This window comes from Brevibacillus aydinogluensis, from assembly GCF_961514395.1.
GTDB classification, from domain to species: domain Bacteria; phylum Bacillota; class Bacilli; order Brevibacillales; family Brevibacillaceae; genus Brevibacillus; species Brevibacillus aydinogluensis.
The window spans coordinates 1,876,666-1,903,644 of sequence record NZ_OY569118.1 but is presented as its reverse complement, the minus strand read 5'-3'; the positions used below and the strand labels follow the sequence as shown (position 1 = coordinate 1,903,644).

Below are 26,979 nucleotides of genomic sequence, written 5' to 3'. Positions count from 1 at the left end.
TTGACATGCAGCAATCATGGAAAGCCGCTCTGCAAATCGCCTTTACGTATATTGGTACAGTGGTAGGCGCCGGTTTTGCCTCAGGAAAAGAGATCGTCGAATTTTTTGTCCGGTACGGCACGCAGGGTTTCATCGGCATCCTGCTCGCCTCGCTGCTGTTTGTGTGGGCAGGTGTGCGCATCATGCTGATTGCCTACCGGATTCAGGCCAATTCTTATCAGGATGTGAGCACGTACTTGTTCGGACGGGCCATTGGCACCGTGTTCAATACACTCCTGCTTACCGTCCTGCTCGGCACCACGTCCGTCATGCTGGCCGCCACCGGAGCGATCTTCTGGGAATCGTTCCGCCTGTCGCCGCAGGTGGGCATCTGGATCAGCATGGTGATGACCTTTTTCGTGGCGCGGAAAGGGTTGTTTGGCATTCACTCGGTCAACAGTCTCTTCGTTCCCCTGTTGATCGGGTTCACCCTGCTCGTGTTTCTGTACACGCAGCCGTGGAACGACATTGGTCCGCAGGTGGTGAGCATCCGTCCGTGGGTCTGGCTCAGCTCTCCTCTCTACTATGTTGCCTTAAACGTTGCGCTGACACAAGCAGTGTTGGTGCCGATCGGCAGGGAGAGCGAGAGCGAACGGCCGCTGATTTGGGGAGGCATTTTGGGAGGAACAGGCATCGGCATCCTCTTGCTGCTCTCGTACGCCTCCCTGTCAGCAGGAATGCCGGGAATCGGCGAAGCGGAGATGCCAATGATCGCCCTCCTGCAGAGCGTGGGTAAAGGAATTCCGTTTTTCTTTTCCCTGCTGGTGTACACCGAGATCTTTTCGACGCTGTCTGCCAACGTCTTTGGCTTGTCGGAACAGGTAAACAAGACGACCGGCCTGCGCAGACCGGTCGTGGTCTTTGTCATCCTGCTCGTCTGCTACGCTGTCAGCTTCATCGGCTTCGGGCCGCTGCTGCGCTTTTTGTACCCGTTGTTTGGCCAGCTTGTCCTGCTGTTTTTGTTCATGCTCTTTGTCCGCCAAGTCTGGAACCGCTCTGTCTGAACCCTGCCGGGCCGCGTATGGACAAAAACCCCGACAAAAAAACCTCTCCGCGCGGGAGAGGTTCTTTCGCTTACGTTTGTGCTGCTTAGGCAAATTCTGCAACCAGTTTGGCGAAATCTTCGTCGGAGATGCGGAGGTCTTGTTTGACCAGTCCTTCTTCCTTGAAGCCCGGAACCAATTGCTCGTAAGATTTTTGTTCGGTGTTTTGGTAGATCAGACCGGTGATCAGGCCTTTGTACTGCATGGAGTAGGACATGGCCTTGATGCGGTCATGCGGATCGTAGCCTTCGATGGTATCCACCGGTACGATGTTTTCCTTGAACCAGTCGTACGTGTTCACCTTGTTGTAGGTCACGCACGGGCTGAACACGTTGATCAGGGAGAAGCCTTTGTGCTTGATCCCCATTTCGATCAGTTCGGTCAGGCCTTTCAGGTCGCTGGAGAAGGATTGGGCAACAAACGTTGCGCCTGCGGACAGCGCCAGCTCAACCGGCGAGATTGCCGACTCGATGGAACCGCTCGGAGTGGACTTGGTCACAAAACCGGTCGCAGAACGCGGAGAGGTTTGCCCTTTGGTCAGACCGTAGATTTGGTTGTCCATCACGATATAGGTAATGTCCATGTTGCGGCGAATGGCGTGAACCGTATGGCCCATCCCGATGGCGAAACCGTCACCGTCACCGCCGGCAGCAATAACCGTCAGTTCGCGGTTTGCCATTTTCAGCCCTTGCGCGATCGGCAGGGCACGGCCGTGAACGCCGTGGAATCCGTAGCAGTTAATGTAGCCGGAAATACGACCGGAGCATCCAATACCCGAAACGACCGCCAGCTGTTCCGGTTCCAGGCCCACGTTGGCAGCGGCGCGTTGGATGGCCGCCTGCACGGAGAAGTCACCACAGCCTGGGCACCAGTTCGGCTTTACGTTATTGCGAAACTCTTTCATAGTCGCCATGTTTAATCAGCCCCTTAACTTCGGTATAGATTTCCTTCGGCAAGAACGGGTTCCCGTCGTATTTCAGCACGGATTTGATTTTTTCTTCGTGTCCAACGTTCAGTTTGATCAGGTTGGCCACTTGCGCTTGCGCGTTGTGTTCCACGACGATTACTTGTTTTGCTTTTTCCACGTACGGTTTCAGTTGTTCGGCCGGGAACGGATGGATCAGGCGGATTTGTGCGTGGTTCACTTTTACGCCCTCTTGTTCCAGACGACCTTTTGCTTCCTGGATCGTGCCAATGGTGGAGTTGATGCCCACGATCAGCACGTCAGCTTCTTCATGCGGAGCGTCGAAGGTGATCGGGTTCTTGAAGGCTTTCAGCACGCCTTGCAGTTTGCGCATCCGTTTATCCATTTGCTGCACGCGGTTTGCAGCGTTCTCGGACGGACGACCGGTTTGATCGTGCTCAACCCCTGTCACATGGTGCAGGCCGTATTTTTGACCCGGCACCACACGCGGAGAAACGCCGTCTTCGGTCACTTCGTAGCGCTTGAACAAGTCGTTTTGCTCTTTCGGCGGAAGTTCTTGTCCAGCCAGGAGCTTGCCGCGGCGGATTTCCACTTTGCTGTAGTCAAACGGCGTAACCGTCTGTTTGCCCAGCGACAGCGTCAGGTCGGTCAAGACGATAACCGGCAGTTGGAATTCTTCCGCGATGTTGAACGCCTCAGCCGTGTCATAGAAGCACTCTTCCACCGTGCTCGGAGCGATCACCACTTTCGGAATATCGCCATGCGTACCGTAGATCATGGCGTTGACGTCGGATTGCTCTTGTTTGGTCGGCATACCGGTAGACGGGCCGCCACGTTGGGTGTTGACGATGACCACCGGTGTTTCGGTGATACCGGCAAGGCCAATTGCTTCCATCATCAGGGACAGACCCGGGCCGGCAGATGCAGTCATGGCGCGCACGCCGCCGTAGTTGGCGCCGATTGCCATGGTGATGGCTGCGATTTCGTCTTCGGTCTGGATAACCGTACCGCCAAACTTCGGCAGTTTTTTGATCAGATATTCCATAATCTCGGAAGCCGGGGTGATGGGGTAAGCCGGCATGAAACGACAACCCGCTGCCAGTGCGCCAAGTGCGATCGCATCGTTGCCGATCATGAAGAGCTGCTTTTGACCGTCAGCCTTCTCCAGTTGGAATTCAGGGAGTTGTCCACCCGTCAGTTCATTGACGTATTCAAATCCGCGGCGAATGGCTTCCATGTTCTTTTCCACCACTTTTTCGCCTTTGCGGAGGAACATGTCTTCAACAATATTGCGGAAGCTTTCCACTGGAATGCCGAGGATGGCAGCAGACGCACCAATGGACACCATGTTCTTCATCAGGGACGTTCCCAACTCGTCGGCAATTTCCGTCAGCGGCACCGTGAAAAAGCGAACCGCTTTCAAACCTTCCGGCAGTTTCGGGTTAAATTTCGAGTCCGCGATGATGATGCCGCCTTCGCGCAGCTCGTGCGCGTTGAAGTCGATTGTCTCCTGGTCGAACGCGACGAGGATGTCCAAATCGTCGGAAATGGCGCGCATCGGTTTGGTGCTCACACGAATTTTGTTGTTGGTGTGTCCACCTTTGATCCGGGAAGAGAAGTGACGATAGCTGTACAGATGGTATCCCATCCGGTTCATCGCCATGGAGAAGATTTCACCGGTACTCTCGATACCCTCCCCTTGCTGTCCTCCAACTTTCCAGGAAAGTTGACTAATCATTCAGATTCCACCCCTTCAGTGACTGTGAGAAAAAGCTGCCCCACCTTACCCGACAGGTTCCGATAAGATGTGACAAAATTGTGCATAGACTGTACCAATTGTAGTCCGAGCTATGCAAAAATGCAAGTGCTTTTACTCAAATTAGTATTGATCTGAATTAAACGATGAACTTGGTACATTAATAATCTGCAATATTATTGTAGCACGTTTCGGAAAACACGCAACCAGTTTTCACGCACAAATTTCTGCACGTCCGCCTCTTTGTAGCGCTTCAGGAGCGCCTCCACCAGATTGTGGTAGTCTCCTGCCCGGGTCAGATCGCCAAACGTCTCGGTAATGCCGTCAAAGTCGGAGCCAAACCCGACATGATCGACACCGCCCAAGGCACAGACGTGATCCAGATGGCGCAGCAGGTCGTCAATCCAAACGGTCCGCTTTTCCGCTGTGACGAAAAAGTCGACGAACGTCAGTCCCATCACACCGCCATTGGCTATCAGCGCCTTGATCTGATCGTCGGTCAGGTTGCGCGGATGGTCGCACAGCCGTTTGACATTGGAATGGGAAGCGATCACCGGCATCTTGGACAGTTCCAGCGTGTCCCAGAACCCTGGCTCGGCTACGTGCGACACGTCGATGATCATGCCGAGCCGGTTCATCTCTTCGACGACCGTCCGTCCAAACGAGGTCAACCCGCCCGGATGCGGCTCATGACAGCCCGAGGCAACCGCGTTGCTGTAGTTCCACGTCAGCGTCATCCCCCGCACCCCCAGGCGGTGCCAGGTCCTCAGCTGCACGAAGCTTTCTTCCAAGGCATGCGCCCCTTCTACAAACAGAATAGCCCCTTTTTCTTCCTTTAATACGCACGCATCCAGATCGGCGCGACTGCGAATCGCGCGGATCTTGCCGCTGGCCACGCGTTCGTAAAACACATCCAGCATCTCCAGCACGGCCTGAAAACGGCGGCCGTAGGGAACGTATTTGGGAACGTAGCAGGCCATTACCTGGATGCCTACGTTTCCTTTCACCATTTCGGGATAACTTACGTGCAGCCGTTCGTCTGCGCGGTAAAAGTCGAGCTCCGGCAGCTCCCACAGCTTGGACAACACGTCGCAATGCGCATCAAATATTGGAACCATTTGTTTCTCCCCGTTTCTGTTCTGTGTTCTGGAAGTGAAGGAACCTCGACGAGGGGGCATCGACAGGCACTCTCGATTATTGTCCCTCCACAAACGAAAAAAACCTGTTCATTCAACGAACAAACAGGCCGGTTAAATCGTATTCACATCGATTTATCTGGGTTCTACGATCAGCTTGATCGCTGTGCGCTCTTCTCCATCAATCACGATGTCGGTAAAGGCTGGAATGCAAATCAGGTCAACTCCACTCGGCGCTACGAATCCTCGTGCGATAGCTACAGCCTTCACAGCTTGGTTAAGCGCCCCAGCGCCAATAGCTTGGATCTCGGCGGCGCCGCGTTCGCGCAGAACACCGGCAAGGGCACCAGCAACGGAGTTGGGGTTAGACTTTGCTGAAACTTTTAATACTTCCATCCTTTTGAACCTCCCGTCTGATAGGATACCTGTCATTATTAGAATGATATTCGCATAACCCCGAAAAATTCCTGCTTACGCGCAGCAAAGATTCAAAAAATTCAAATCTCGTTCTTATTATTCCATAAACGGGTGGTCGTCGTCAATTCTGATTCGCTCCAGTTTTTTCGCGTGGCCGGTCGCCTTGTCCAACGTGATCAGCACGGCATTCAACTGGGCCGGTTCCCCTGCCACTTCAAATCGTACGGGCAGTTGGGTAAGAAACTTGCGGATGACCGCTTCCCGCTCCATGCCGAGGATGCCATTCATCGGACCGCACATGCCTACGTCGCACAAAAAGCCCGTGCCTTGGGGGAGAACGCGCTCATCGGCGGTCTGCACATGCGTGTGTGTCCCTACCACCGCGCTGACGCGGCCGTCCAGATACCAGGCGAGCGCCTGCTTCTCGGAAGTGGCTTCAGCGTGGAAGTCGACAAATATGTATTTGGTCCGCTTGCGTGCCTGCTCCACCAGCTTGTCGGCCGTCTGGAACGGACACTCCAGCGGCGGCAAAAAGGATCGGCCCTGCAGGTTGATCACAGCCAGTTCGCCTTCGGGCTGCTTGATGTATGTAATCCCTTGTCCCGGAGCGCCTGCGGGAAAGTTGGCGGGGCGGATCAGACGAGGTTCACTGTCAATGAATTCAAAGATGTCTTTGTTATCCCAGGTATGGTTGCCGAGGGTGATCGCCTGAACTCCGCCTTCAAACAGTTCCTTGGCAATCTTCTCGGTAATGCCCCTGCCGTGGGCGGCATTCTCCCCGTTGGCAACCAGAAAGGTAGGTTGGTATTTTCGCTTCAGCAGCGGCAGATACGCCTTCACGATGTCCCGTCCGGGCGCACCCATGATGTCACCGATAAACAGCAGTTTCATTGGCTTTTCACCTCTCCATTAGTATACACGACCGAATGACGGAAGAAAAATGCGCGTAAGCTAACACCCCACCGCGTTGAGCCTGGTCCATAACCGGTCCGGTTCAAAAGCGGTTGCAGGCCGCCCGCGTTTCTTTCGCAATCGAGTAGGAGGGGGTGGTTAACCCCCGTCCTCTCACACCACCGTACGTACCGACCGGTATACGGCGGTTCACCAAGCTTGACGAAGTGTGAAATATCGCTGTATCAAACTCATCAGCCCTTGTTGTTGCCAGTAGGCAATACCAAGGGCTTTGTGCATGTGCGGGGATTTTGTTGTCCGCCACGCCCCCTTTCGGGTGTTTGCGATTTCCAGTGCTCTGTTGTGAGAAAATCCAAGCGAACGAAGTTCGCGGTACCTCGTACGAACTCGTTTCCACTGCGTCCATAGACAGAGCCGGAGCCTTCGGCGAATCCATTCCTCTATTCGCAGAAGATGGGTTTTCGCCTCGGCCAGCGCAAAATACCCGATCCATCCCATGAGGTATTGGTTGAGTTTTTGAATCCTCTCCTGCATGGTCATGCTTCGATGTGGGTTGGTTAATTGGCGAATTCGTCCTTTTAACCGGGTGATCGATTTGGGATGCAGACGTATCCGCGCTTCCTTTCCCGGAATAAAGCTAAAGCCGAGGAACTTCCGGTTGCACGGGCGGTCCACCGCACTTTTCTGTTGATTTACCTTGAGTTTGAGAACCCTGGTCAAGTATCGCTCCACACTTGCCTTTACACGTTCACCCGCACGTTTGGAGCGGACGTAGATGTTGCAGTCGTCCGCATAGCGGCAGAAACGGTGTCCCCTTTTCTCCAACTCCTTGTCCAGGTCGTCTAGCAGAATGTTGGCCAACAGCGGACTTAAGGGGCCACCTTGCGGCGTGCCCTCTTCCGTCGTGACACACACTCCGTTGACCATGACTCCGGATTGCAGATAAGCGCGAATTAGTTTAAGAAGGCGCTTGTCCTTCACCTTGCGGGCAACCCGGCTCATTAGGATATCATGGTTGACCCGGTCGAAGAACTTCTCCAAGTCGATGTCGACCACATACCGGAATCCTTCGTTGATGTACTGTTGTGCTTTCCGCACAGCACTGTGAGCACGGCGGCCTGGACGGAACCCGAAGCTGGAGTCGGAGAACTCTGGGTCGAATATGGGAGTCAATACCTGCAGGATGGCCTGCTGGATGAAGCGATCTACCACGGTAGGGATGCCTAGCAATCGTATTCCCCCGTCAGGTTTCGGGATTTCGACCCTGCGGACAGGAGACGGCTTGTAGGTTCCCTTCTCGATTTGCGACCGGATGGTCGCCCAGTGCTGACGAAGGTAGTCGCGCAGTTGTTCGGTTGAAACACCGTCGATTCCCGCAGCACCTCTGTTGGCCTCCACTCGTTTGAGAGCGGCCATGAGGTTGTCCCGTGACAGCACTTTCTCCAGCATGCCCTGACGATACTCCTCTCTTCGCACACATGTTGCTAAGCTTGCCGTACGATGCTCAGCCCTTCTCTGTACCCTCGGGGCTTCACCCCTACTATTCAGAGGAAGTTCCATTTCGGAATTCTGCTTCGACGCACCGTATCGAAAGGGATTAGAACATGTGTTGACTTGATGTTCGGCCCTTCCTCCTTCGAGCGTCCTCTATCGGAGTACTATGGCCTCTGCTGACTTCTGCATGTTCAGCGCCCCCTCGCGGAGACGGTTGCCAACGGTAGTAGGCGTATCATGCAGACCTCCCCGGGTAAGGACGGTAACTTTCGTCCCATGTACCTGCCCAATTTACTGCTGCACTCCTTGGCTGTATGGGGCTTCACCTTGTTCGGCAGGCTCGCCCGAGTACAACAGCCTCAAATTGGGTTCGTGTACCTCAGGTCAGGACTTTGCCGCCGGCTTCCTTCAGATTCCGCCTCACGGCGGACACCCTTGCCTTAAGCTAACGGTTGGTACAGCCAACCCCCGTTCGGGACTTTCACCCTATAGCTACCGCCCATGCCGGGCGCACCAAAAAAGTAAAGTGGCCCAAAGCCACTTTACTTTGCATACTCGACTGCCCGTGTTTCGCGGATGACGGTCACCTTGATGTGACCCGGGTAGTCAAGTTCATTTTCGATTCGTTTGGTAATGTCGCGTGCCAGGCGCGCCGCTTCCGCATCGTCAATCTTCTCAGGCTGCACCATTACGCGGATTTCGCGGCCGGCCTGAATTGCGTACGATTTTTCCACGCCGTCGAACGACTCGGAGATCTCCTCCAGCTTTTCCAGCCGCTTGATGTACGTCTCCAGCGTTTCGCGGCGAGCTCCCGGCCGGGCGGCGGAAAGTGCGTCAGCCGCTCCCACCAGCATCGCAATGACGGATGTCGGCTCGGTATCCCCGTGATGGGACGCGATGCTGTTGATGACAACGGGATGCTCGTTGTATTTCTTCGCCAGTTCCACGCCGATCTCCACGTGGGAACCTTCCACTTCATGGTCGATGGCCTTGCCGATGTCGTGAAGCAGACCGGCCCGTTTTGCCAGTTTGACATCTTCGCGCAGTTCGGCTGCCATCAGTCCGGCCAGGTGGGCCACTTCCATCGAGTGCTTCAGCACGTTTTGCCCGTAGCTGGTCCGGTAGCGCAGACGGCCGAGAATCTTGATCAAATCCGGATGCAGGCCATGAACACCGGTTTCAAATGTCGCCTGCTCGCCGTATTCGCGGATGCGCTCATCCACTTCCCGACGCGCTTTTTCCACCATCTCCTCGATGCGGGCAGGGTGGATGCGTCCGTCGGCAACAAGCTTGTCCAGAGCAGTTTTGGCGATCTCCCGACGAATCGGATCGAAGCCGGACAGAATGACCGCTTCCGGCGTGTCATCGATAATCAAGTCAATGCCGGTCAGCGTTTCCAGCGCGCGGATGTTGCGGCCTTCGCGTCCGATAATGCGGCCCTTCATCTCATCGTTCGGCAGCGTTACCACGGAAACGGTGGTCTCCGCTACATGGTCTGCCGCACACCGCTGGATGGCGGTGGTGATGATCTCGCGTGCCCGCTTGTCCGCCTCTTCCTTGGCTTGTGTCTCAATCTCCTTGATCATGACCGCCATTTCATGGCGAACGGTGTTCTCCACATCGGTCAGGATAATGTTCTTGGCTTCTTCCTGAGTCAGTCCGGAGATGCGTTCCAGCTCGGCCACTTGTTCTTTATATAAGTGCTCTACCTTGCTTTGCAGTTCCGCGATGGTTCTGTCCCGCTCGGACAGTTCGCTCTCCTTGCGCTCCAGCTGTTCCATCTTGCGGTCCAACGCCTCTTCCTTCTGAAGGATGCGGCGTTCCTGGCGCTGTATTTCGTTGCGGCGTTCGCGCAGCTCGTTTTCGGCCTCGGAGCGCAGTTTGAATACCTCGTCCTTGGCTTCCAGCACCTTTTCCTTTTTGACGGCTTCAGCGTCCCGTTTGGCTTCTTCGACGATCTGCCGCGCCGCTTCCTCGGCGCTGGAGATCTTCGCCTCCGCAATGGATTTGCGCGTGAAGTAGCCGGCACCATAACCGACAATCAGCACGGCGAATAGCACGATCAGTACAATCGGATCCATAATGGCCATAGGCTCTTTTGTTTCACCTCCTTGTGGTAAGACATCTCCCCGCTTTCCACACATTCGTTTTCATGGCGTGTCGCTGTTGTTTCGCTCTGGTATTAGTTAAAAAACAAGACCGATTTTACTCGGTCCGCTGAATCCGCACTGGTATGTACGGGTGTTCAGTTGTGACACTGGCAACGAGCGATCAAATCAGCGAAATAGTATGATGCACCAAGTAAATACACATCTATTTTATTATTTGTGAACAAGAAATGTCAAGAACTGCAAGTGTGCCGCTCCTGCCTACGACTCCACGTCCTCGCGCAATTCGCGGCGAATCCTCTGCACGATTGAGCCGGCGAACCCCTTGCGCGCCAGCATGGCCAGCAGCTTTCGCTCTTCGTCCGGTTCCGGCGGCCCTTGCCGGTGCCGCCGCTTTTTTTCCACCAGCCTGCGGGCCGCTTCCAGCTCATCCTCGTAGGAAACGGCGCGCACGGCCGCCTCCGCCGTGTCGCTGTCAATCCCCCGCTGCTGCAGTTCCATCCGCATCATGTACGAGCTGCGCGGCTTGAGCCGCATCCGCTCGTCGACCCACTGCCGGGCAAACCGCTCATCGTCCAGATAGCCCTGCTCTTCCATGCGGCGGCAGATTTCATCCGCCACGTCCCCTTCATACCCTTTTTCCTGGAGATAGGAAGCGACTTGTTTTTTCGTCCGCGGGCGGATGCCCAGATAGCGGAGTGCCAACAGGTAGGCCTTGTGCTTTTCTTCCGCCTCAAGCACTTCCCGGCAAAACGCCTCGTCCAGCTCTGTTCCCTTTAACAGTTGATACTTGACGAGGATGTCTTCATGAACGGAAAAGACAATGTCATCGCCGATCTGAATGTGATAGCGATGCTGGTTTTTCGCGTCGCGGTGAACGGCGGTAATCCGGCCGCTTTTCATCGCGCCTCTCCCCCTTTACGGCAAACACGCCCGGCTCGCAGCTCCTCACACCGGGCGGTTTGAACATGAAACAGCCTGTCAGGCCGACAGGCTGTCATGCGATTAGTCGAAATCAAATACCGGTTCCTCATCCTGCTCCGGATCGTTGATCGGCTCCATGCTCGGAATGGAGCTAGGATTGAGGCTGTAATACTCACGTACTTTGGCTTCGATTTGCGCCGCCACTTCCGGATTTTCCTTGAGGAAGAGCTTGGCGTTCTCCCGTCCTTGACCCAGACGCTCATCGTTGAAGGAGTACCATGCTCCGCTCTTTTGAACCACATCAATCTCCGCGCCGATGTCGAGAATGCTGCCCTCTTTGGAGATGCCTTCACCGTACATGATGTCCACTTCGGCAGTTTTGAACGGCGGCGCCACCTTGTTTTTCACGACCTTGATCTTGGTCTTGCTGCCGACCACGTCGTTGCCCACCTTGATCGCTTCCGCCTTGCGCACGTCCAAGCGAATGCTCGCGTAGAACTTGAGCGCGCGCCCACCCGGAGTCGTCTCCGGATTGCCGAACATGACGCCCACTTTCTCCCGGAGCTGGTTGATGAAGATGGCGATGGTTTTCGATTTGTTGATGGCACCGGACAGCTTGCGCAGCGCCTGCGACATGAGGCGGGCCTGCAGCCCCACGTGGGAGTCTCCCATTTCGCCTTCAATCTCTGCTTTTGGCACGAGCGCGGCTACCGAGTCTACGACGATGATGTCAACGGCACCGGAACGCACCAGCGCCTCGGCGATTTCCAGCGCCTGCTCCCCTGTGTCAGGCTGGGAGAGCAGCAGTTCGTCAATGTTTACTCCCAATTTTGCCGCGTAGACCGGGTCCAGTGCGTGCTCTGCGTCGATAAACGCAGCTTGTCCGCCCTGGCGCTGCACTTCGGCGATGGCGTGAAGGGCAACCGTCGTTTTACCGGAGGATTCCGGTCCGTAAATTTCGATGATCCGTCCACGCGGGAATCCGCCCACACCCAGGGCGATGTCGAGGGCAAGCGCACCGCTGGAGACCGTGGAAACCTGAACGTTGGCCATGTCCCCCAGCTTCATGATGGACCCTTTCCCGAACTGTTTTTCTATTTGACGCAATGCGTTTTCCAAAGCAGCGCGACGATCTGACAAATGGTACACTCCCTTTCAACTCGTAACTGATTTGCTTGTCTTCATCATACATCGAGACAGAAGCGTTTGCCAAGTATTTTTTGCGAACAAATATTCGCATCGCAAAAAGAGGCCGTCCGTCCCGAAAACGGAACGTGACGGCCTGTGTCTGCGTGCTGTCGGTATCAGGAACGCTTGGCGCGCGGTTTTGCCGGCTCCAGATTGATCCGTCTGCCGTTGATGCGCGTTTGACGCAGCGATTCGTAGACGAACGGGGCCACGTCTTCGGGAACTTCCACGAAGGTGAAGTTCTCGAAGATGTCGATGCGGCCAACCGCCTTTCCGGGGATTCCGACGGACTCGGAAATCTCCCGCACCAAATCCTGCGGGCGTACGTTGACATTGCGGCCCACGTTGAGGAAGAAACGCACCATTCCCTTGGCGGCACCCGTCTCCCCGAAGTTGTAGGCGTCGGTATCGTCCGTCTCGCCGATCTCGGTATGGAACGCGAGGTGCAGCGCTGCAGCGGCGATTTTTTCAGCCGGGTACTGAGCGATGAGCGAGTTGGCCACCTTCAGGTACATGTCGGCCACTCCATCGCTCTCCAGCAGGTTGACCAGTTGTTCCCGCAGCTGTTCCTGCTTGCGTTCCGCCACTTCCTCCAGGGACGGCACGTTGCGGCAGATCAGTTGGGCTTTGGTCTGTTTCTGGATGAACATCATCTGGCGCATCTCGCGCGGCGTCACCAGCGTCATGGCAATGCCTTTGCGGCCGGCGCGGCCCGTACGGCCGATCCGGTGCACGTAGCTTTCCGAATCCTGCGGAATGTCGTAGTTGATGACGTGGGAGACGTTGCCGACGTCAATGCCGCGCGCCGCCACGTCGGTCGCGATCAACAGTTCGATGGAACCCTCGCGGAACGCATTCATCACCTTGTCGCGCTGAGCCTGGGACAGGTCGCCGTGCAGACCGTCGGCCAGGTAGCCGCGCGCCTGCAGCACTTCGGTCAGCTCGTCCACGCCCCGCTTAGTGCGGCAGAAGATGATTCCCAGCTCGACGTCTTCGCTGTCCAGAATGCGGCAGAGGGTTTCCACCTTGTTCCGTTCAAATACCTTGTAGTACACCTGCTCGATCAGTGGAGCGGTCACTTCTTCGCGGCTGACGGCGATCGTCTGCGGCTGTTTCATGTAGCGGGTCGCCAGGCGTTTGATTTCCGGCGGCATGGTCGCGGAGAACAGCAGGGTCTGACGGTCTTCCGGGAGGTGGTTGATAATGGTTTCAATGTCGTCGATGAATCCCATGTCCAGCATTTCATCCGCTTCGTCCAGGACCAGTGTGTGTACGTGATCCAGCTTCAGCGTTTTGCGGCGCAGGTGGTCAAGCACGCGGCCGGGGGTCCCCACCACGACCTGGACACCCTGGCGGAGCGCACGGATTTGGTGGCCGATGGACTGTCCGCCGTAGATCGGCAGTGTCCGCACCTTTTTGTATTTGGAGATGCGCAAAAGCTCGCCTGCCACTTGGATGGCCAGTTCGCGGGTGGGCGTGAGCACAATCGCCTGCACGCGGTTGCCCGGCGTCACTTTTTCAATCAGCGGAATCCCGAACGCGGCGGTTTTACCCGTACCTGTTTGCGCCTGACCGATCAGGTCGCCGCCCTCCAGTACTTTCGGGATGCAGGCAGCCTGGATCGGGCTGGGCTCTTCAAAGCCCATGTCGTAAATGGCTTGCAGAATGGATTTATGTAAAGGAAAATCAGAAAAAATCGTCATGTGTTGTCACCTTTCTTTTAGTCGTTGCAACGCGTAAAACAACGCAAATTTCGCTGCCCGGCCGACGATGGCCTGGCGCCGCCCGGCCAGGCGAAGCTCCTTGACCAGCGTGGGCAGTCCTTCCACGGCAACGCCAACGTAGACCAGTCCCACCGGTTTGCCTTCCGCAGGGTCTGGGCCGGCCACCCCCGTCACGGAGATGCCGACGTCCGCGCCGAGCGTCGCCCTGATATTTTCGGCGAGCAACCGGGCCGTCTGCTCGCTGATGGCCCCTGCCTCTGCCAGGACTTCTTCCGGCACGTTGAGCATCTGCCGCTTCGCCTCGTTGGTATAGCACACCACGCCTCCGCGCATGACGGCAGAGCTGCCGGGTACGGACGTAATGAGGGATGCGACCGTTCCCCCGGTACAACTTTCCGCACAGGCGATCGTCGCCCCCCTGCGATTCAGTTCGTCCACCAGCACCTCGTGCAGTGACGTTTCTCCTGTCGCGTAGATGTACTCGCCCAACCGCTCACGTATTTCCCGCTCTACAGGTTGAATCAGCCGCTCCGCATCGTCTACGTTCGCCGCCCTGGCCGTAATCCGCAGCGTCACTTCAAACTCTTTGGCATACGGGGCTATGGTCGGGTTGTCCTGCTGTTCAATCAGGTCGATCAACCGTTCTTCCAGCGCCGATTCGCCGATGCCGTAGAAGCGCAGCACGCGCGAATGAAACACTTGCTGTTCCGGCTTTAAGCCGATCAGATACGGCATCACGTATTTCTCTACCATCGGATACAGTTCACTGGGCGGCCCCGGCAGCAGTACAAACGTGCGTCCGTCGCGCTGCGCTGCCATGCCCGGTGCCATGCCGTGATCGTTCGGGAAGACGTGGCTGCCCGCCAGCACCAGTGCCTGCTTGCGGTTGTTTTCCGTCATCGTAATGCCACGCTGGCGGAAAAACGCCTCGATCCGCGCCATCGCCGTCTGATCAATGGTCAACCCGACGCCCAGGTGCTCCGCCACCGTCTCCTTGGTCAAGTCATCCTGGGTCGGTCCCAGTCCGCCGGTGAACACGATCAGCTCGGACCGGGCCGCGGCCTGACGAATCACGCTAGCCAGCCGTTCGGCGTTATCCCCCACCACTGTGTGGAAATAGACGCCGATACCAATCTCGGCGAGCTTTTGGGAGAGATACTGGGCGTTCGTATTGGCGATCTGCCCAAGCAACAGTTCCGTTCCAACCGCGATTATCTCCGCTCTCATGCCCCTCATCCACTCTCTTTGGAATAAAGTAACGCTGCCGGCAAAGCCCATCCGGCGAAGCCTTTCCTTACGCATCGTCAGGCCGCCTCGGACGTTTCCTGTCTGACGCGGAAGAAAAGAAGACCAATACCCGTTTTTCACGAGTATTGGATGACATTGCGATTTTTGACAAAGTAGTCATACCCGGAGTACAGGGTAATCACCACCATTGCCCATATCGCTGCTTCATCAAAGGGAATGCCGAAAATCTCAAACGGAAAATTGTTTACCATCACCGCCGTAATGGCCACGATCTGCACCCATGTTTTTAGTTTGCCCAATGCGCTGGCGGCAATTACCTGTCCTTCCGCCGCTGCGACCAGTCTTAGACCGGTCACGGCAAACTCACGGCTGATGATGACGATGGCAATCCACGCTTCCAACCGATGCATTTCCACCAGCGAAATCAACGCAGCGGAAATCAGCAGCTTGTCAGCCAACGGATCAAGGAATTTCCCCAAGTTGGTCACGATTTTGCGCTTGCGGGCGATATAGCCGTCCAGTCCGTCCGTACTGGCTGCCAGGATGAACACCAATGCCGCAATCAGTTCGTTGTACGTCATCGACACGGTGCCGATGGTAAACGTCCCGATGTTGTATCGCACCAGCAGAAAAAACATGACTACCGGCACCAGGAAGATCCTGGCGAGGGTGATGCGGTTGGCGAGATTCACCTAGACTACCTCCCCGGCCAAGTCGTATTCGTAGGAGTGCGTAATCTTCACCTTTACGATTTTGCCCAGTTCGCCCTTGTATCCCGTGACGAACACCTCGCCGTCAATCTCTGGAGCATCGTACTGGGTGCGGCCGACGTAAATGTCATTGTGCCCTTCGTACCGCTCAATGAGCACATCCAGTACCTTTCCGACAAAGCGGCCGTTTTGCTCGGCAGCCACTTCCCGCTGAATCTCCATCAGGATGTTGGCCCGTTTTTCCTTGGTCTCCTCATCGACGTGGTCCGGCAGTCGGCTTGCCGGCGTATCGTCTTCATTTGAATAGGTGAAGACGCCCAGCCGGTCAAACTTCACTTCCTTCACAAATTCACACAGCCGCTGGAAGTCCTCTTCCGTCTCACCGGGGAAGCCGACGATCAGGGACGTGCGCAGGGCGACGTCCGGTACGCGGGCGCGAATCTTCGCCACCAGTTCGCGAACATCCCGCTGGCGGCCGGGGCGGCGCATCTTTTTCAGGATATGATCCTCGGAGTGCTGCAGCGGCATATCGATGTATTTGCACACTTTGGGGTTGGTTGCAAACACCTCGATCAGCTCGTCGGTAAAGAAGCCGGGGTACGCATAGTGCAGTCTGATCCACTGAATCCCATCCACTTCGGCCAATCGGTTCAGCAATTCGGGCAGCATGTGCTTGCCGTCGTAAATGTCCGTGCCGTAGTTGGTGGAATCCTGCGCGATCAGGCTGATCTCCACAATCCCCTGTTCGGCGAGATGCTTTGCCTCCTCCACGATCGATTCGATGGTCCGGCTGCGAAATCCTCCGCGCATCAGCGGAATGCTGCAGAACGTACAGGCGTTGTCGCAGCCTTCCGCAATCTTGATGTAGGAGGAATAAGTGCCCGCCTTCACTTTCCGTTTGACCACTTCCTCGTACGTGAAAACGGGATTGCCGACATAGACGGGCCGCTTGCCCGCGAGCGATTCAGCAATAATGTCCGTAATCGACATAAAATCGCCTGTTCCGACAATGCCGTCCACTTCCGGGATCTCCTGTAGAATTTCCTCTTTGTACCGTTGCGTGAGACAGCCTGCCACGACAAGCGATTTCAACTTGCCGGATTCCTTCAGCTCCGCCATGTCAAGAATCTTGTTGACCGATTCTTCCTTGGCGGCGTCGATGAATCCGCAGGTATTGACGATGACGACCGTTGCTTCTTCGGGGTTATCAACCAATTCGTACCCTTTTTCATCTATCAGATGGGCCATCATGTCCGAATCGACAAGATTCTTTTCACAGCCCAGCGTAACGATCGCTACTTTTTCACGTGAGCCTACCTTCTCTGTCATTTGTTTTCCTCCAATTGGTCACACCTGCCCAGATTACACCTATTCAGTATAATATAAGCCCCAACAGAGTGTCAAAAGTGAAGAAAGTACGAAAGGCAAGCGAGATGCTTGCCTCAGGCTGAAGACAATGTGCATCGCATGGCGGGATGGGCCAAGCGAGCTCCTTTGACGACCTGCTCAGCGGAAAAACGAAAGACGCGGGGATACACAGGGGACACAAGTCTCACTTCATCGAAACACCCAGATGTTTGTCCCCTGCCCGCGTCTCGTTTTGGAGCGGACTTCATCCGCTTCTGTGCTGGGCGTCAAGCGAGCGAGCGGGCCCGATCTCCATGCGCCTCGGACTTTGTCTACACGCTTTGGCAAGCATGACGCTTGCCTATTGCGTAGGGGATTGTGCCATCGTAACGACGACGTTGGACGGCATGTATTTCATGTTGGATGTGTCTACATGCGCGCCGTTGACCGTCAACTCTACAGCCATCGGCTTGCCCAGACGGATGTATGCCGTCTTGCCCAGTTCGACGACGACTTCCTCGTCTTTCTTCAACGTGCCCTCTTTGACGTACTTCTTGCCCTTCGCCTCGGACACCCCGTACCAGCATTTGTCGTCGACAACTTTCAGTTTGACCGTGATCTTGTCGCCGCCGCTCAGCGTGTAATTGTACAGGGCCCCCTGCTGCGACTCGAATGTGATCGTCGCCTGCTGCTCGCTGCTCGGAACTTCCGGGTTGACCGCGGTCGAGCCGGGGTCTGGTTCCGTATCGGTGGACGGAGGGATAGGCGTTTGACTCTGCGGTGAAGGAGTTGGCGTCGCGTTTCCGCCCTGGCCCGGTTTCACGATTTCCGCGCCCGGCGACAGGTTCCCCCCCGGCAGCGCCGGCTGGATGTTCATTCCGCTGTTGACGACAGCGATGTAGATCACCCCGATGATCAGCGCAATAAACAGCACCAGCAGCGTCTTGGTCAACCATCTTCCGGCCTGCAGCGGGTTGTTGGCGGCCACCACCCGGCGACGGCGCAGCCGTTCCACTTGTTCCTGCGGAGGTTGGGCAGGCAGGTCTGCCTGGAAGTGACTCATGATGTGGTTCGGATCAAGACCGACGGCTTCCGCGTAGCTCTTGACGAAAGCCCGTGCGTAAAAGTGGCCAGGGAGTACGTGAAAATGGCCCCTTTCTATGGCTTCCAAATATCGCCGTTGGATCTTGGTGATCCGTTGAATGTCGTCGAGCGTGATCCCTTTTTCTTCGCGGGCCCTTTGTAGTACTTGACCTAGCTCAGACACAGCTTACCCTCCTTAATTCATGTCGAAATGGTCGAAGCCGCGGTTGTTGATCAACTCGTATGTAATCTCTTCGTCCGGATGCTGACGCAGCTCGATGATGTAGTGAAAATCTGACAGTTCATACTCCGACTCGCGGACAAAAATATCGGGGTGTTCAATGATCTTGGCCGCCGGGAAGTTCATGATTTCCCTCAGCAGTGCGTGATGTTTCTCCGTAGAGCGCAGCGTCGACACAATTCCATCTATTAAATATACATGATCAGTCGACATCTCATCAACGGCAAGGGAACTGCGCACGGTCTGCCGCAGCAGCGTCGAAGAGATGAACGTCCAGCGCTTGTTGGCCGAGACGCTGGCCGCGATCATCGACTCGGTTTTGCCGACGCGCGGCATGCCGCGAATGCCGATCAGCTGGTGGCCCTCCCGCTTCAAAATCTCCGCCATGAAGTCGACCAGCAGCCCCAGCTCGTCGCGCACAAAGCGGAAAGTTTTTTTATCCTCGCTATCGCGCTCGATGTAACGACCGTGGCGAACAGCCAGTCTGTCCAGCATCGTCGGCGGACGCAGCCTCGTTATGGTTATTTTGTCCATTTTTTGCACAACGTTGCGCAGCACCTCTATTTTTTCGTCATCATCCGTCAATAGCAGCATGCCGCGTCGCATATTGTCGACACCGTTGATCGTCACGATGTTGATGTTGAGCATACCCAGGATGGAGGCGACATCCCCCAGCAGACCGGGCCGGTTTTTGGAGATTTCGTATTCCATGTACCATTCTTTTTTCGCTTCCATTCCCTATCCCTCTCCGACAGCCAATTTTCTCTTCGTATGTAGTATATCACGTTCCATACAATCGACAATCAGTATTCAGACAGAAAAGAAAAATCCCCGTAAAAAGGGGATTTTCAAGCAAGTTACCTGTTTTGATTGGCGTCGTTCTCCACCAGCTTGACCATCATGGAAGCGAGCGCGCGCTGCTGCTGTTCGTCGCCGGCGTCCCACAGCTGTTTCAGCAGGCGTTCCTGATCGTTTTTCGGATCCACCTGATCAGCCAGGTAATGGCCAATCTGGTACGCCACATTTTCAATCGTGTCAGATTCCATGCCTGCCTGTTTGGCCTGCTCTACTCGCTCGCCGAGAAATTGCTTCCAGTCGCGGAAATTGTCGAGAACCGACATGTACTATTCCCTCCTTACTGTCGTTACGGACTAGGTTTGTGCCCGTATATTGGTAGAATGCCTTCATCAAGAGGGAATTATGCATGCCGGCTCAGGCGTACCAGCCACCGTTGGGGCTGATGATCTGACCGGTCAGGTAGCTCGCCTCTGCCGTCAGCAAAAAGCGAACGACCGCAGCCACCTCCGCCGGCGTGCCAAGTCGGCCGGCAGGGATCTCGGCCGCGATCATCTCCCGTTCTTCGGGAGAAAACCGCTCCATCATGCCGCCTTGGATCGCTCCCGGTGCCACTGCGTTTACGGTGATCCCGTTGGGGGCAAGCTCTTTGGCCAGCGCTTTGGTAAAGGCGTTGACAGCCCCTTTGGTGAGCGAGTAAAGCACTTCGCAGGAGCCGCCCGTCAGGCCCCAGACGGAGGAGATGTTGACGATCCGGCCGTACCGCTCCAAGAGCATCGCGCCCAACGCCGCCTGTGTCACAAAATAGGCGGAGCGGACGTTGAGCGCCACCAGTTCGTCAAACGTTTCCGGCGACACATCGGTAAAAAGGCCGACGTGATCCGCTGACGCGTTGTTGACGAGCAGCAGCGGAGCGACGGGCATGGCCTGAAACATGGCGGTGATTTGCTTCACATCGCGCAAGTCGGCCTGCAGGGCATACGCAGGGACGCCTAGCGCCCGGCATTCGCTCAGCACCGGCTCCAGTTTGTCGTAGGATTGATGGTAATGAAGGTACAGCGGGACGCCCGACGCGGCCAACGCCAGGCTGATGGCGCGGCCGATCTCGCCGGACGCCCCTGTCACCAACGCCCACGGCGTCTGTTGATTCATCTGTGTTCACTACTCCTGCGGCGAAGCGGAACGAACGATCGAGACAGACATTTGTTCCGGCAGGAAGTGCTCCCTCATGCGTTCTTCCACGTCTTCGCGGGTGATCGACTCCAGCATCGGCACCACGGAGAAAAGATCGTTGCCGTTGAATTTGTAGCTGGTGAACTGGTTGGCGATAAACTCCACGGAATTCAGCGAGCGCAAAAACTGGCCGATTTTTTTCCGCTTGGCGCGTTCAAAATCGTCCTCCGCGATGCCCGACTGCTTCAACGTCTCGATCCCCAGCTTGACTTCCTCGGCCAGGCGGTCGGGATCTGGGGTATCGGCGCCGATAATGGAGTAGCCGTAGTCCTGTTCACCGCTGTAGTCGACGTCGAAATTCTCCGTGATCAGCCCGCTGTCGTACCATTTCTGGTAGAGCGCGGAACTGGTGCCAAATGCGATGTCCAACAACAGTTTAGTGGCTAGCTCCCGTTTTAACAAGGCCTCTTGAGACAACCCGCATTGTTTTTCCTTAAAGCCGATCATGCATTTGGGAATCCCCACGGGCAGATGATGTTCGATGCGCTGTTTGGCCACCTCCGCCGGCTCTTCGGGAAAGATGCGTTCAATCTTCGGCGCCGGCGGGAACTGCTTGGCGGCCTGATTGTTCCGGATCAACTCCATCACTGCTTCTGGCGCAAACGATCCCACCACCAACAGCAGCATGTTGGCCGGGTGGTAAAACGTTTCGTAGCACTGGTACAGCATCTCCTTGGTGATCTTGGAGATGGAGTCAATCGTGCCGGCGATCTCGATGTTGATCGGATACCGCTGGTACATGGCTTTCAGCAGATTCATGTACACTTTCCAGTCCGGGTTGTCGTCGTACATGGTGATTTCCTGCCCGATGATGCCTTTTTCCTTTTCCACGCTGGCATCGGAAAAGTACGGCTCCTGCACGTAATCCAGCAGCAGGTTAAGGTTGGCCTCCAGCTTGTCAGTGCAGGAAAACAGGTACGCCGTGCGGTTGAAGCTGGTGAACGCGTTGCAGGAGGCGCCGTTCTTGCTGAACTCGTGCATGACATCCCAGTCCTGCTTCTCAAACATTTTATGTTCCAGAAAATGAGCGATCCCGTCCGGCACGTGCACTTCCTCCCCGTTGCGGGTGCGAAAATGGCTGTCGATTGAGCCGTACCGCGTGGTAAAGACGGCGTATGTCTTGCTGAATCCCTGCTTGGGCACCAGGTATACCTGCAGGCCGTTCGGCAGTGTCTCGTGATAGACGGTCTCGTTCACCTGTTCAAACACGGTGGTCTGCATGTTACACGTCCCCCTTTTTGTCCCGCAACAGATAGATGGTATCAATAGCGACGCGTTCTGCCACGCGCTTGATATCGTCCACTGTCACGCTGTTGATCTCGTTCAGCAGTTCCGTCAACTGCCGTTTCCGCCCGCTGAGCACGCCATTGTAGGCAAAGTCGATCATCATCCGGGCGCTGTCCAGCAGTTCACGGAACTGGTTGGTCAGCGTCGCTTTCGTCTGCTCCAGTTCTCCGGCGGTGATGCTTCCCTGTCGCATCAACTCCAACTGTTCCTTGATGATGTCGACCGCCCGCCGGTAATTGTTTACGTCGATGCCGGACATCATCATCAGGATGCCTTTGTGGCTCTCCAGCCGGGAGACGGCGTAGTAAGCCAGGCTCGCCTTTTCGCGGACATTGACAAACAGTTTGGAATGGGGAAAGCCGCCCAGCACGCCGTTGTAGACCAAAAGCGCCGGGTAATCGTCGTCCTTAAAGGAAATCTGCGTCCGGCAGCCGATGTTCAGCTTCGCCTGGGTGACATCGAGCCGCTCGATCACTTCCCGCTCCTGGGTTACTTGCTTGGTGACGTCAGTCGGCGGGAACGCTTTCACATCGGCCCGCTTCAGCGTCACATGAGTGCCGATTGCCCGCTCCACCTCCGCCTGCTGCACATCCCCGACCACGAAGATGTCGATCGGATTGCACGACGTGATCTCACGGAAATAGCGGTACAGCTCCGCCCCCGTAATGGACGGCAGGTCCTCGGTACGCCCCTGAACAAGCAGGGCGAACGGCTCCCCTTTGCACATCTCCGCCGTCACCCGCTGGTTGGCGTACTTCATCTTGTCGTCAATCAGGCTCTCGATCCGCTTGCGCAGTGACTCTTTTTCCTGAGCGACGTACTTTTCGGCAAACGCTTCCCCTTCCAGATAGGGACGGGTCAGCACGTCGCCGACGAAGTGAATCGCCTGGTCCAAAAGGGACGTTTCAGTTGACAGGTACTTCTCGTTGGGCACTTCCATGTAGATTTGGAGGATTTGTCGCTCCCCTTTTTCACCACGTCCACGTCGAACGTGGCCCCGTAAAGAAAGTCCAGATGTTCACGAAGCTGCTTGGTCTCAGGAAAACGGGCGGTTGCCCGCTTCATTAGCATGGCCAGCAGCGCCGTCTTGGTCACGTGCGCTTCGGAGAGTTCCTGTTCAATCATCGTCACGATGGTCGTCGTCTTGAATTTGGCAGTCGGCAGGATATGTACGCGAATACCGTTGACTGAGGAGGTGTGAAACGCTATCTCATTCCGCTGCTCGCTCATATTCCAATCTCCCTTCTCGGTCGGCTTGATCGTTTCTATTGTAACCAATTGGCAGGCCGTTCAGCAAAACAGACGAGAAAAGGCGGGACCGTACCGTCGCCGCCTTTTCATCGTGGAAATGATCTCTGCTGTTACTGTATGCACCCCGGACGATACCTACCACTACCGAATGGATTTTTTCTTGTGTCGTTACAAATCGGTGTCATCCCACTCGCTGAGGTCGTCAGGGTCCCAATTTCTGTCGACAAACCGGCCGCAGTCTGGTTCCATGCATAGGATCCCATCCAGTTGGCTGTCATGAAACGGCAGACCGTGCGTGCCGCCGCAGTAGGGGCAGGTCCACATTAGACGTCCTCCTTTATGAAAAAGTGCTGTACTCGTCTAGTGTGCCCCGATTTCCCGCCGGATTACGCGCAACGCACCTGCTGGTGGTTTGTTTTCATAAAAAAAGCGCCCGGAAGTCCGGGCAATTTGAACGACCACCATTTGCAGCGAGCTGCGGATCGCTCTTCTCCTCCTGCATCGTTCGACGAGAACACGACTCGTGCAGGAAGAGTCCCAGATTCCAGACGCATGCTTGTGTATGCTTAGCGGGAGCCAGTCTCGTACGGCTTGCCCAGTGCAGCAGGTGCGTTCGAACGGCCGACGACGCCTGCCAGGACCAGGATGGTCAAAATGTACGGGAACATGTAGATGAATCCGGTCGGTACGTATTGCGTCAGTCCGAAAATCTGCACCAGCGATTTGATCGCCTGCGCAACCCCGAAGAACAGCGCCGCGCCCATCGCACCAGCTGGATGCCATTTCCCGAAAATCAACGCTGCCAGCGCGATAAATCCTTGGCCGGACACCGTGTTGTGGGAGAAGTTGCTGGTCGTGGTCAGGGCGATCGTCGCACCGCCCATCGCTGCCAGGGCGCCGCTGATCATGACCGCCGTGTAGCGCATGCGCTTGACATTGATGCCCACAGTGTCAGCGGCGCGCGGATGCTCACCGACCGCCCGCAGCCGCAGACCGAACGGCGTTTTAAACAGCACGTACCAGGAAAGTGCCACCAGTGCGAAGGCGATAAAGCTGGTCGGGTACCCTTCGAACAGTGCGTGTCCCACATACGGGATGTCGGCCAAGAGCGGAATCTGCCATTTGCTGAACACATGGGCGAGCGTCGTAGTCTGACCCGCACCGTTGAAGATGATCTTGGTCAGGTAGACGGACAACCCGGCGGCCAGGAAGTTCAACGCAACGCCGCTGACCACCTGGTCGGCCTTGAACGTGATTGAGGCGACCGCGTGCGGCAGGGCAAAAATCGCACCGGCCACAATCGCAGCGGCAAAACCTATCCACGGCGCGCCGCTGCCAAACGCGTCCTGCGCAAAGAAGGTGATCACGGCACCGGTAAACGCCCCGATGATCATCATCCCTTCCAGTGCGATGTTGACGACACCGGAACGCTCCGAGTACATGCCGCCCAGCGCGGCAAAAATCAAGGCAGTGGAAAACACGATGGTATCGTGAATCAGGTTGCTGAGAATCATGCCCCAATCCATCAGTTTCCACCCTCCTTTTTCTTCAGTATGGGCTTCAGGAATACTTTTACGATGCCGTGAGCAGCCACGAAGAAGATGACGGAGGCGATCACGACGCGAATCAGTTCGACCGGAACACCGGCGCCAAACTTCATGCCGGCCGCGCCGAACGTCAGGATGCCGAACAGAATCGCAGCCAGCACGACACCCAACGGGCTGTTGCCGCCGATCAGCGCAACGGCAATACCGTCAAAGCCGTACCCCGGCATGCCTGCCATGACAGACTGGTAGTGATGCACGCCCAGAATTTCGCACGCGCCGCCGATACCGGCGAACATCCCCCCGATAAACATGGCGTTGACCACGTTGCGGTTGACATTCATGCCGGCGTACTCGGAAGCGTGCGGGTTCAGACCGACTGCGCGCAGTTCGAACCCGGTCTTGGTCTTCCACAGGACGACGTAGAAAAAGACGGCGGCAAGCAAGGCCAACAGCGTCCCCCAGTGCAGCCGGGCACTGTCAAACATCTGCGACAGCCAGCCGATCGTAATGGAGGCAGAATCCTTGATCAGCTCGGAACGCTGCTGTCCCTCTGGCACATAAAAAGTGGTCAGGATGTAGTTGGCAAAGTAGAGGGCAATCCAGTTCAGCATGATGGTCGTAATGACCTCGTTTACACCCCGGGCAGCTTTCAGATAGCCGGCGATCGCTCCCCACAACCCCCCTGCCAGCGCCCCGGCCAGCACCGCGAGCGGCGCGTGAATGTACGCCGGGAGATCCAGGGAAACGCCTACAGCCGTAGAGGCGATCATCCCGATGATGAACTGCCCCTCCGCCCCGATGTTAAACAGCCCGGTGCGAAACGCAAACGCCACGGACAAGCCCGTAAAAATCAGCGGGGTGATCTGGCGAATCGTCTCACCGAAGTTGTACGCATTGCCGAATACCTTATCCACAAGGGACACGTACGCCTTGATCGGGTTGAATCCTCCCGCGAGCATGGCGACGGCTCCAGTCAATAATCCAAGAATGATAGCTGCTGCCGGGACGAGGAACGATTCCTTGGTAAAAACAGCAATCACTCTATTCATCGCTTCCTCCTCCTTGCATCCGTTTTCCGCCGGACATCATCAGGCCCAGTTCTTGTTCGGTAGTCGACTTGGCGTCAACAATGCCGACGATCTGTCCCTCGTAGATGACCGCAATCCGGTCAGAGACGTTGATGACCTCGTCCAGCTCGAGCGAGATCAACAGCACGGCTTTGCCCTTGTCGCGCTGCTCCACGAGCCGTTTGTGAATAAACTCGATCGCCCCTACGTCCAACCCGCGCGTCGGCTGTGCCGCAATCAACAGATCCGGGTCCTTGTCCACTTCACGGGCGATGATCGCCTTCTGCTGGTTACCGCCGGAAAGCGCTCTGGCCTTGGTGTGGATGCTCGGCGTGCGGACGTCGAACTCCTCGATCAGTTTGGATGCATGCTTGTCAATTGCTGCGTAGTCCAGGAAGCCGTTTTTGTTGAACCGCGGGTGGAAGTACGTCTCCAGCACCATGTTTTCGCTCATGGTAAAGTCGAGCACAAGCCCGCGCTTGTGGCGATCCTCCGGAATGTGGGACAACCCTGCTTCCGAGATTTCACGCGGCAGCCGGTTGGTAATCTCCTGTCCCTTCAAGAGGACCCGTCCGCCGGAAGCCTTGCGCAATCCTGTCAGCACTTCAATCAGTTCGCTTTGACCGTTGCCGTCCACACCGGCGATGCCGAGGATTTCCCCTGCACGCACTTCAAACGAGATGCCGTTCAGCGCGTTGACACCGCGGTTGCCCATGGCGGTGACATTTTCGACCGAGAGGATGACCTCTTTTGGCTGCGGCGGCTTTTTGTCCACTTTGAACGTAACTTCGCGCCCCACCATTTTTGCAGCCAATTCGTCCGGGTTGGTATCCTTGACGGCGACCGAATCGATCACCTTGCCCCGGCGTATGATCGTGACCGCGTCGCAGACAGCCATGATCTCTTTCAGCTTGTGCGTGATCAGGATGATCGTCTTGCCCTCTTTTACCAGATTGTGCATGATCTCGATCAGTTCCTGAATCTCCTGCGGTGTCAGGACGGCGGTCGGCTCGTCAAAAATGAGGATGTCCGCGCCTCGGTAAAGCGTTTTCAAAATCTCTACCCGCTGCTGCATGCCTACGGAAATATCGGCAATTTTGGCAGTAGGATCCACTTTCAGCCCGTATTTGCGGGAAAGTTCTTCCACTTCCTTTTCCGCGCGACGAATATCTATCTTCAACCCGTTTTTCGGTTCGTTTCCTAACACGATGTTTTCCGTGACCGTAAATGTTTCGACAAGCATGAAATGTTGGTGCACCATGCCGATGCCCAGATCGTTCGCGACGTTGGGACTCGTGATGTTTACCGGTTTCCCATTGATGAGGATTTCCCCCTCATCCGGTTGATACAAACCAAACAAGATGTTCATTAATGTAGACTTCCCCGCGCCGTTCTCCCCCAGGAGGGCGTGGATTTCGCCTTTTTTCACGACCAGGTTGATGTTGTCGTTCGCCACGATGCCGGGAAAACGCTTGGTAATCCCGCGCATTTCAACAACTGTCTG

23 protein-coding genes and 1 pseudogene are annotated in these 26,979 nt (G+C 56.1%); 1 reads left to right on the top strand and 23 read right to left on the bottom strand.

What is annotated here, in order from left to right; all coding sequences use genetic code 11:
- Positions 1-5 precede the first annotated feature (5 nt).
- Positions 6-1,043: a YkvI family membrane protein gene (locus Q7F15_RS09305; protein ID WP_212132542.1), complete on the top strand. Its 1,038-nt coding sequence runs from the start codon at positions 6-8 to the stop codon at positions 1,041-1,043.
- Between the two features lie 85 nt (positions 1,044-1,128).
- On the opposite strand, the gene Q7F15_RS09300 is transcribed toward Q7F15_RS09305, so the two are convergent.
- The 23 genes and pseudogenes from Q7F15_RS09300 to Q7F15_RS09185 all read right to left on the bottom strand — a co-directional run bounded on the left by Q7F15_RS09300 (position 1,129) and on the right by Q7F15_RS09185 (position 26,964).
- A complete protein-coding gene (locus Q7F15_RS09300) occupies positions 1,129-1,995 on the bottom strand; it encodes a 2-oxoacid:ferredoxin oxidoreductase subunit beta (protein ID WP_171564718.1) in 867 nt (288 codons plus the stop codon).
- Entirely contained in the window at positions 1,967-3,745 is a 1,779-nt protein-coding gene (locus Q7F15_RS09295) for a 2-oxoacid:acceptor oxidoreductase subunit alpha (protein WP_171564717.1), read from the bottom strand. The genes Q7F15_RS09300 and Q7F15_RS09295 overlap by 29 nt, the downstream gene beginning before the upstream one ends.
- A 194-nt stretch (positions 3,746-3,939) precedes the next feature.
- Complete coding sequence (locus Q7F15_RS09290; protein WP_304415455.1) at positions 3,940-4,881, bottom strand: dipeptidase; 942 nt, start codon at positions 4,879-4,881, stop codon at positions 3,940-3,942.
- 153 nt (positions 4,882-5,034) lie between these two features.
- Positions 5,035-5,295: a stage V sporulation protein SpoVS gene (gene spoVS / locus Q7F15_RS09285; RefSeq protein WP_003385776.1), complete on the bottom strand. Its 261-nt coding sequence runs from the start codon at positions 5,293-5,295 to the stop codon at positions 5,035-5,037.
- A gap of 117 nt (positions 5,296-5,412) precedes the next feature.
- Entirely contained in the window at positions 5,413-6,207 is a 795-nt protein-coding gene (locus Q7F15_RS09280) for a TIGR00282 family metallophosphoesterase (RefSeq protein ID WP_171564715.1), read from the bottom strand.
- A gap of 210 nt (positions 6,208-6,417) precedes the next feature.
- Positions 6,418-7,677, bottom strand: a complete 1,260-nt coding sequence (gene ltrA, locus Q7F15_RS09275) for a group II intron reverse transcriptase/maturase (RefSeq protein ID WP_212133750.1) — start codon at positions 7,675-7,677, stop codon at positions 6,418-6,420.
- Between the two features lie 587 nt (positions 7,678-8,264).
- Complete coding sequence (rny, locus tag Q7F15_RS09270) at positions 8,265-9,803, bottom strand: ribonuclease Y (protein WP_171564752.1); 1,539 nt, start codon at positions 9,801-9,803, stop codon at positions 8,265-8,267.
- A 288-nt stretch (positions 9,804-10,091) separates the two neighbouring features.
- Positions 10,092-10,733, bottom strand: a complete 642-nt coding sequence (locus Q7F15_RS09265) for a regulatory protein RecX (RefSeq protein WP_304415454.1) — start codon at positions 10,731-10,733, stop codon at positions 10,092-10,094.
- Between the two features lie 102 nt (positions 10,734-10,835).
- On the bottom strand, positions 10,836-11,894 hold the full coding sequence (gene recA / locus Q7F15_RS09260) for a recombinase RecA (protein WP_171564713.1): 1,059 nt from the start codon (positions 11,892-11,894) through the stop codon (positions 10,836-10,838).
- A 164-nt stretch (positions 11,895-12,058) separates the two neighbouring features.
- Positions 12,059-13,645: a DEAD/DEAH box helicase gene (locus tag Q7F15_RS09255; RefSeq protein WP_304415453.1), complete on the bottom strand. Its 1,587-nt coding sequence runs from the start codon at positions 13,643-13,645 to the stop codon at positions 12,059-12,061.
- 6 nt (positions 13,646-13,651) lie between these two features.
- Complete coding sequence (locus Q7F15_RS09250; RefSeq protein WP_212132443.1) at positions 13,652-14,893, bottom strand: competence/damage-inducible protein A; 1,242 nt, start codon at positions 14,891-14,893, stop codon at positions 13,652-13,654.
- Between the two features lie 137 nt (positions 14,894-15,030).
- Complete coding sequence (gene pgsA, locus Q7F15_RS09245; RefSeq protein ID WP_171564711.1) at positions 15,031-15,606, bottom strand: CDP-diacylglycerol--glycerol-3-phosphate 3-phosphatidyltransferase; 576 nt, start codon at positions 15,604-15,606, stop codon at positions 15,031-15,033.
- Complete coding sequence (gene rimO, locus Q7F15_RS09240) at positions 15,607-16,953, bottom strand: 30S ribosomal protein S12 methylthiotransferase RimO (protein WP_171564710.1); 1,347 nt, start codon at positions 16,951-16,953, stop codon at positions 15,607-15,609.
- Between the two features lie 379 nt (positions 16,954-17,332).
- Entirely contained in the window at positions 17,333-18,238 is a 906-nt protein-coding gene (locus tag Q7F15_RS09235) for a helix-turn-helix domain-containing protein (protein WP_212132444.1), read from the bottom strand.
- A gap of 12 nt (positions 18,239-18,250) precedes the next feature.
- A complete protein-coding gene (locus Q7F15_RS09230) occupies positions 18,251-19,030 on the bottom strand; it encodes a YmfK family protein (protein WP_171564708.1) in 780 nt (259 codons plus the stop codon).
- A 122-nt stretch (positions 19,031-19,152) separates the two neighbouring features.
- The gene (locus Q7F15_RS09225) at positions 19,153-19,416 is read right to left on the bottom strand and encodes a DUF3243 domain-containing protein (RefSeq protein ID WP_171564707.1); all 264 of its coding nucleotides are present in this window, start codon (positions 19,414-19,416) and stop codon (positions 19,153-19,155) included.
- 91 nt (positions 19,417-19,507) lie between these two features.
- Positions 19,508-20,242 (bottom strand): elongation factor P 5-aminopentanone reductase, encoded by a 735-nt coding sequence (ymfI, locus tag Q7F15_RS09220; protein ID WP_171564706.1) that lies wholly within the window; start codon positions 20,240-20,242, stop codon positions 19,508-19,510.
- 9 nt (positions 20,243-20,251) lie between these two features.
- Positions 20,252-21,544, bottom strand: a complete 1,293-nt coding sequence (gene yfmH, locus Q7F15_RS09215; RefSeq protein ID WP_212132445.1) for an EF-P 5-aminopentanol modification-associated protein YfmH — start codon at positions 21,542-21,544, stop codon at positions 20,252-20,254.
- 1 nt (position 21,545) lies between these two features.
- Positions 21,546-22,840: pseudogene (gene yfmF / locus Q7F15_RS09210) on the bottom strand (EF-P 5-aminopentanol modification-associated protein YfmF).
- 189 nt (positions 22,841-23,029) lie between these two features.
- On the bottom strand, positions 23,030-23,185 hold the full coding sequence (locus Q7F15_RS09200; protein ID WP_171564703.1) for a hypothetical protein: 156 nt from the start codon (positions 23,183-23,185) through the stop codon (positions 23,030-23,032).
- A 242-nt stretch (positions 23,186-23,427) separates the two neighbouring features.
- Entirely contained in the window at positions 23,428-24,387 is a 960-nt protein-coding gene (locus Q7F15_RS09195) for an ABC transporter permease (RefSeq protein ID WP_171564702.1), read from the bottom strand.
- Positions 24,387-25,457 carry an ABC transporter permease gene (locus tag Q7F15_RS09190; RefSeq protein WP_171564701.1) on the bottom strand — a complete coding sequence of 357 codons (1,071 nt, stop codon included), beginning with the start codon at positions 25,455-25,457 and terminating at the stop codon, positions 24,387-24,389. The genes Q7F15_RS09195 and Q7F15_RS09190 overlap by 1 nt, the downstream gene beginning before the upstream one ends.
- Positions 25,450-26,964, bottom strand: coding sequence for an ABC transporter ATP-binding protein (locus Q7F15_RS09185; protein WP_304415529.1), 1,515 nt, complete (start codon positions 26,962-26,964; stop codon positions 25,450-25,452). The genes Q7F15_RS09190 and Q7F15_RS09185 overlap by 8 nt, the downstream gene beginning before the upstream one ends.
- Positions 26,965-26,979 lie beyond the last annotated feature (15 nt).

Bases quoted from the DNA above. Each gene is read 5' to 3' on its own strand.
- Q7F15_RS09305 (WP_212132542.1), top strand. From the start codon at position 6: ATGCAGCAATCATGGAAAGCCGCTCTGCAAATCGCCTTTACGTATATT.
- Q7F15_RS09300 (WP_171564718.1), bottom strand. From the start codon at position 1,995: ATGGCGACTATGAAAGAGTTTCGCAATAACGTAAAGCCGAACTGGTGC.
- Q7F15_RS09295 (WP_171564717.1), bottom strand. From the start codon at position 3,745: ATGATTAGTCAACTTTCCTGGAAAGTTGGAGGACAGCAAGGGGAGGGT.
- Q7F15_RS09290 (WP_304415455.1), bottom strand. From the start codon at position 4,881: ATGGTTCCAATATTTGATGCGCATTGCGACGTGTTGTCCAAGCTGTGG.
- spoVS (WP_003385776.1), bottom strand. From the start codon at position 5,295: ATGGAAGTATTAAAAGTTTCAGCAAAGTCTAACCCCAACTCCGTTGCT.
- Q7F15_RS09280 (WP_171564715.1), bottom strand. From the start codon at position 6,207: ATGAAACTGCTGTTTATCGGTGACATCATGGGTGCGCCCGGACGGGAC.
- ltrA (WP_212133750.1), bottom strand. From the start codon at position 7,677: ATGCTGGAGAAAGTGCTGTCACGGGACAACCTCATGGCCGCTCTCAAA.
- rny (WP_171564752.1), bottom strand. From the start codon at position 9,803: ATGGATCCGATTGTACTGATCGTGCTATTCGCCGTGCTGATTGTCGGT.
- Q7F15_RS09265 (WP_304415454.1), bottom strand. From the start codon at position 10,733: ATGAAAAGCGGCCGGATTACCGCCGTTCACCGCGACGCGAAAAACCAG.
- Q7F15_RS09255 (WP_304415453.1), bottom strand. From the start codon at position 13,645: ATGACGATTTTTTCTGATTTTCCTTTACATAAATCCATTCTGCAAGCC.
- Q7F15_RS09250 (WP_212132443.1), bottom strand. From the start codon at position 14,893: ATGAGAGCGGAGATAATCGCGGTTGGAACGGAACTGTTGCTTGGGCAG.
- rimO (WP_171564710.1), bottom strand. From the start codon at position 16,953: ATGACAGAGAAGGTAGGCTCACGTGAAAAAGTAGCGATCGTTACGCTG.
- Q7F15_RS09230 (WP_171564708.1), bottom strand. From the start codon at position 19,030: ATGGAAGCGAAAAAAGAATGGTACATGGAATACGAAATCTCCAAAAAC.
- Q7F15_RS09225 (WP_171564707.1), bottom strand. From the start codon at position 19,416: ATGTCGGTTCTCGACAATTTCCGCGACTGGAAGCAATTTCTCGGCGAG.
- ymfI (WP_171564706.1), bottom strand. From the start codon at position 20,242: ATGAATCAACAGACGCCGTGGGCGTTGGTGACAGGGGCGTCCGGCGAG.
- yfmH (WP_212132445.1), bottom strand. From the start codon at position 21,544: ATGCAGACCACCGTGTTTGAACAGGTGAACGAGACCGTCTATCACGAG.
- Q7F15_RS09200 (WP_171564703.1), bottom strand. From the start codon at position 23,185: ATGTGGACCTGCCCCTACTGCGGCGGCACGCACGGTCTGCCGTTTCAT.
- Q7F15_RS09195 (WP_171564702.1), bottom strand. From the start codon at position 24,387: ATGGATTGGGGCATGATTCTCAGCAACCTGATTCACGATACCATCGTG.
- Q7F15_RS09190 (WP_171564701.1), bottom strand. From the start codon at position 25,457: ATGAATAGAGTGATTGCTGTTTTTACCAAGGAATCGTTCCTCGTCCCG.
- Q7F15_RS09185 (WP_304415529.1), bottom strand. From the start codon at position 26,964: ATGCGCGGGATTACCAAGCGTTTTCCCGGCATCGTGGCGAACGACAAC.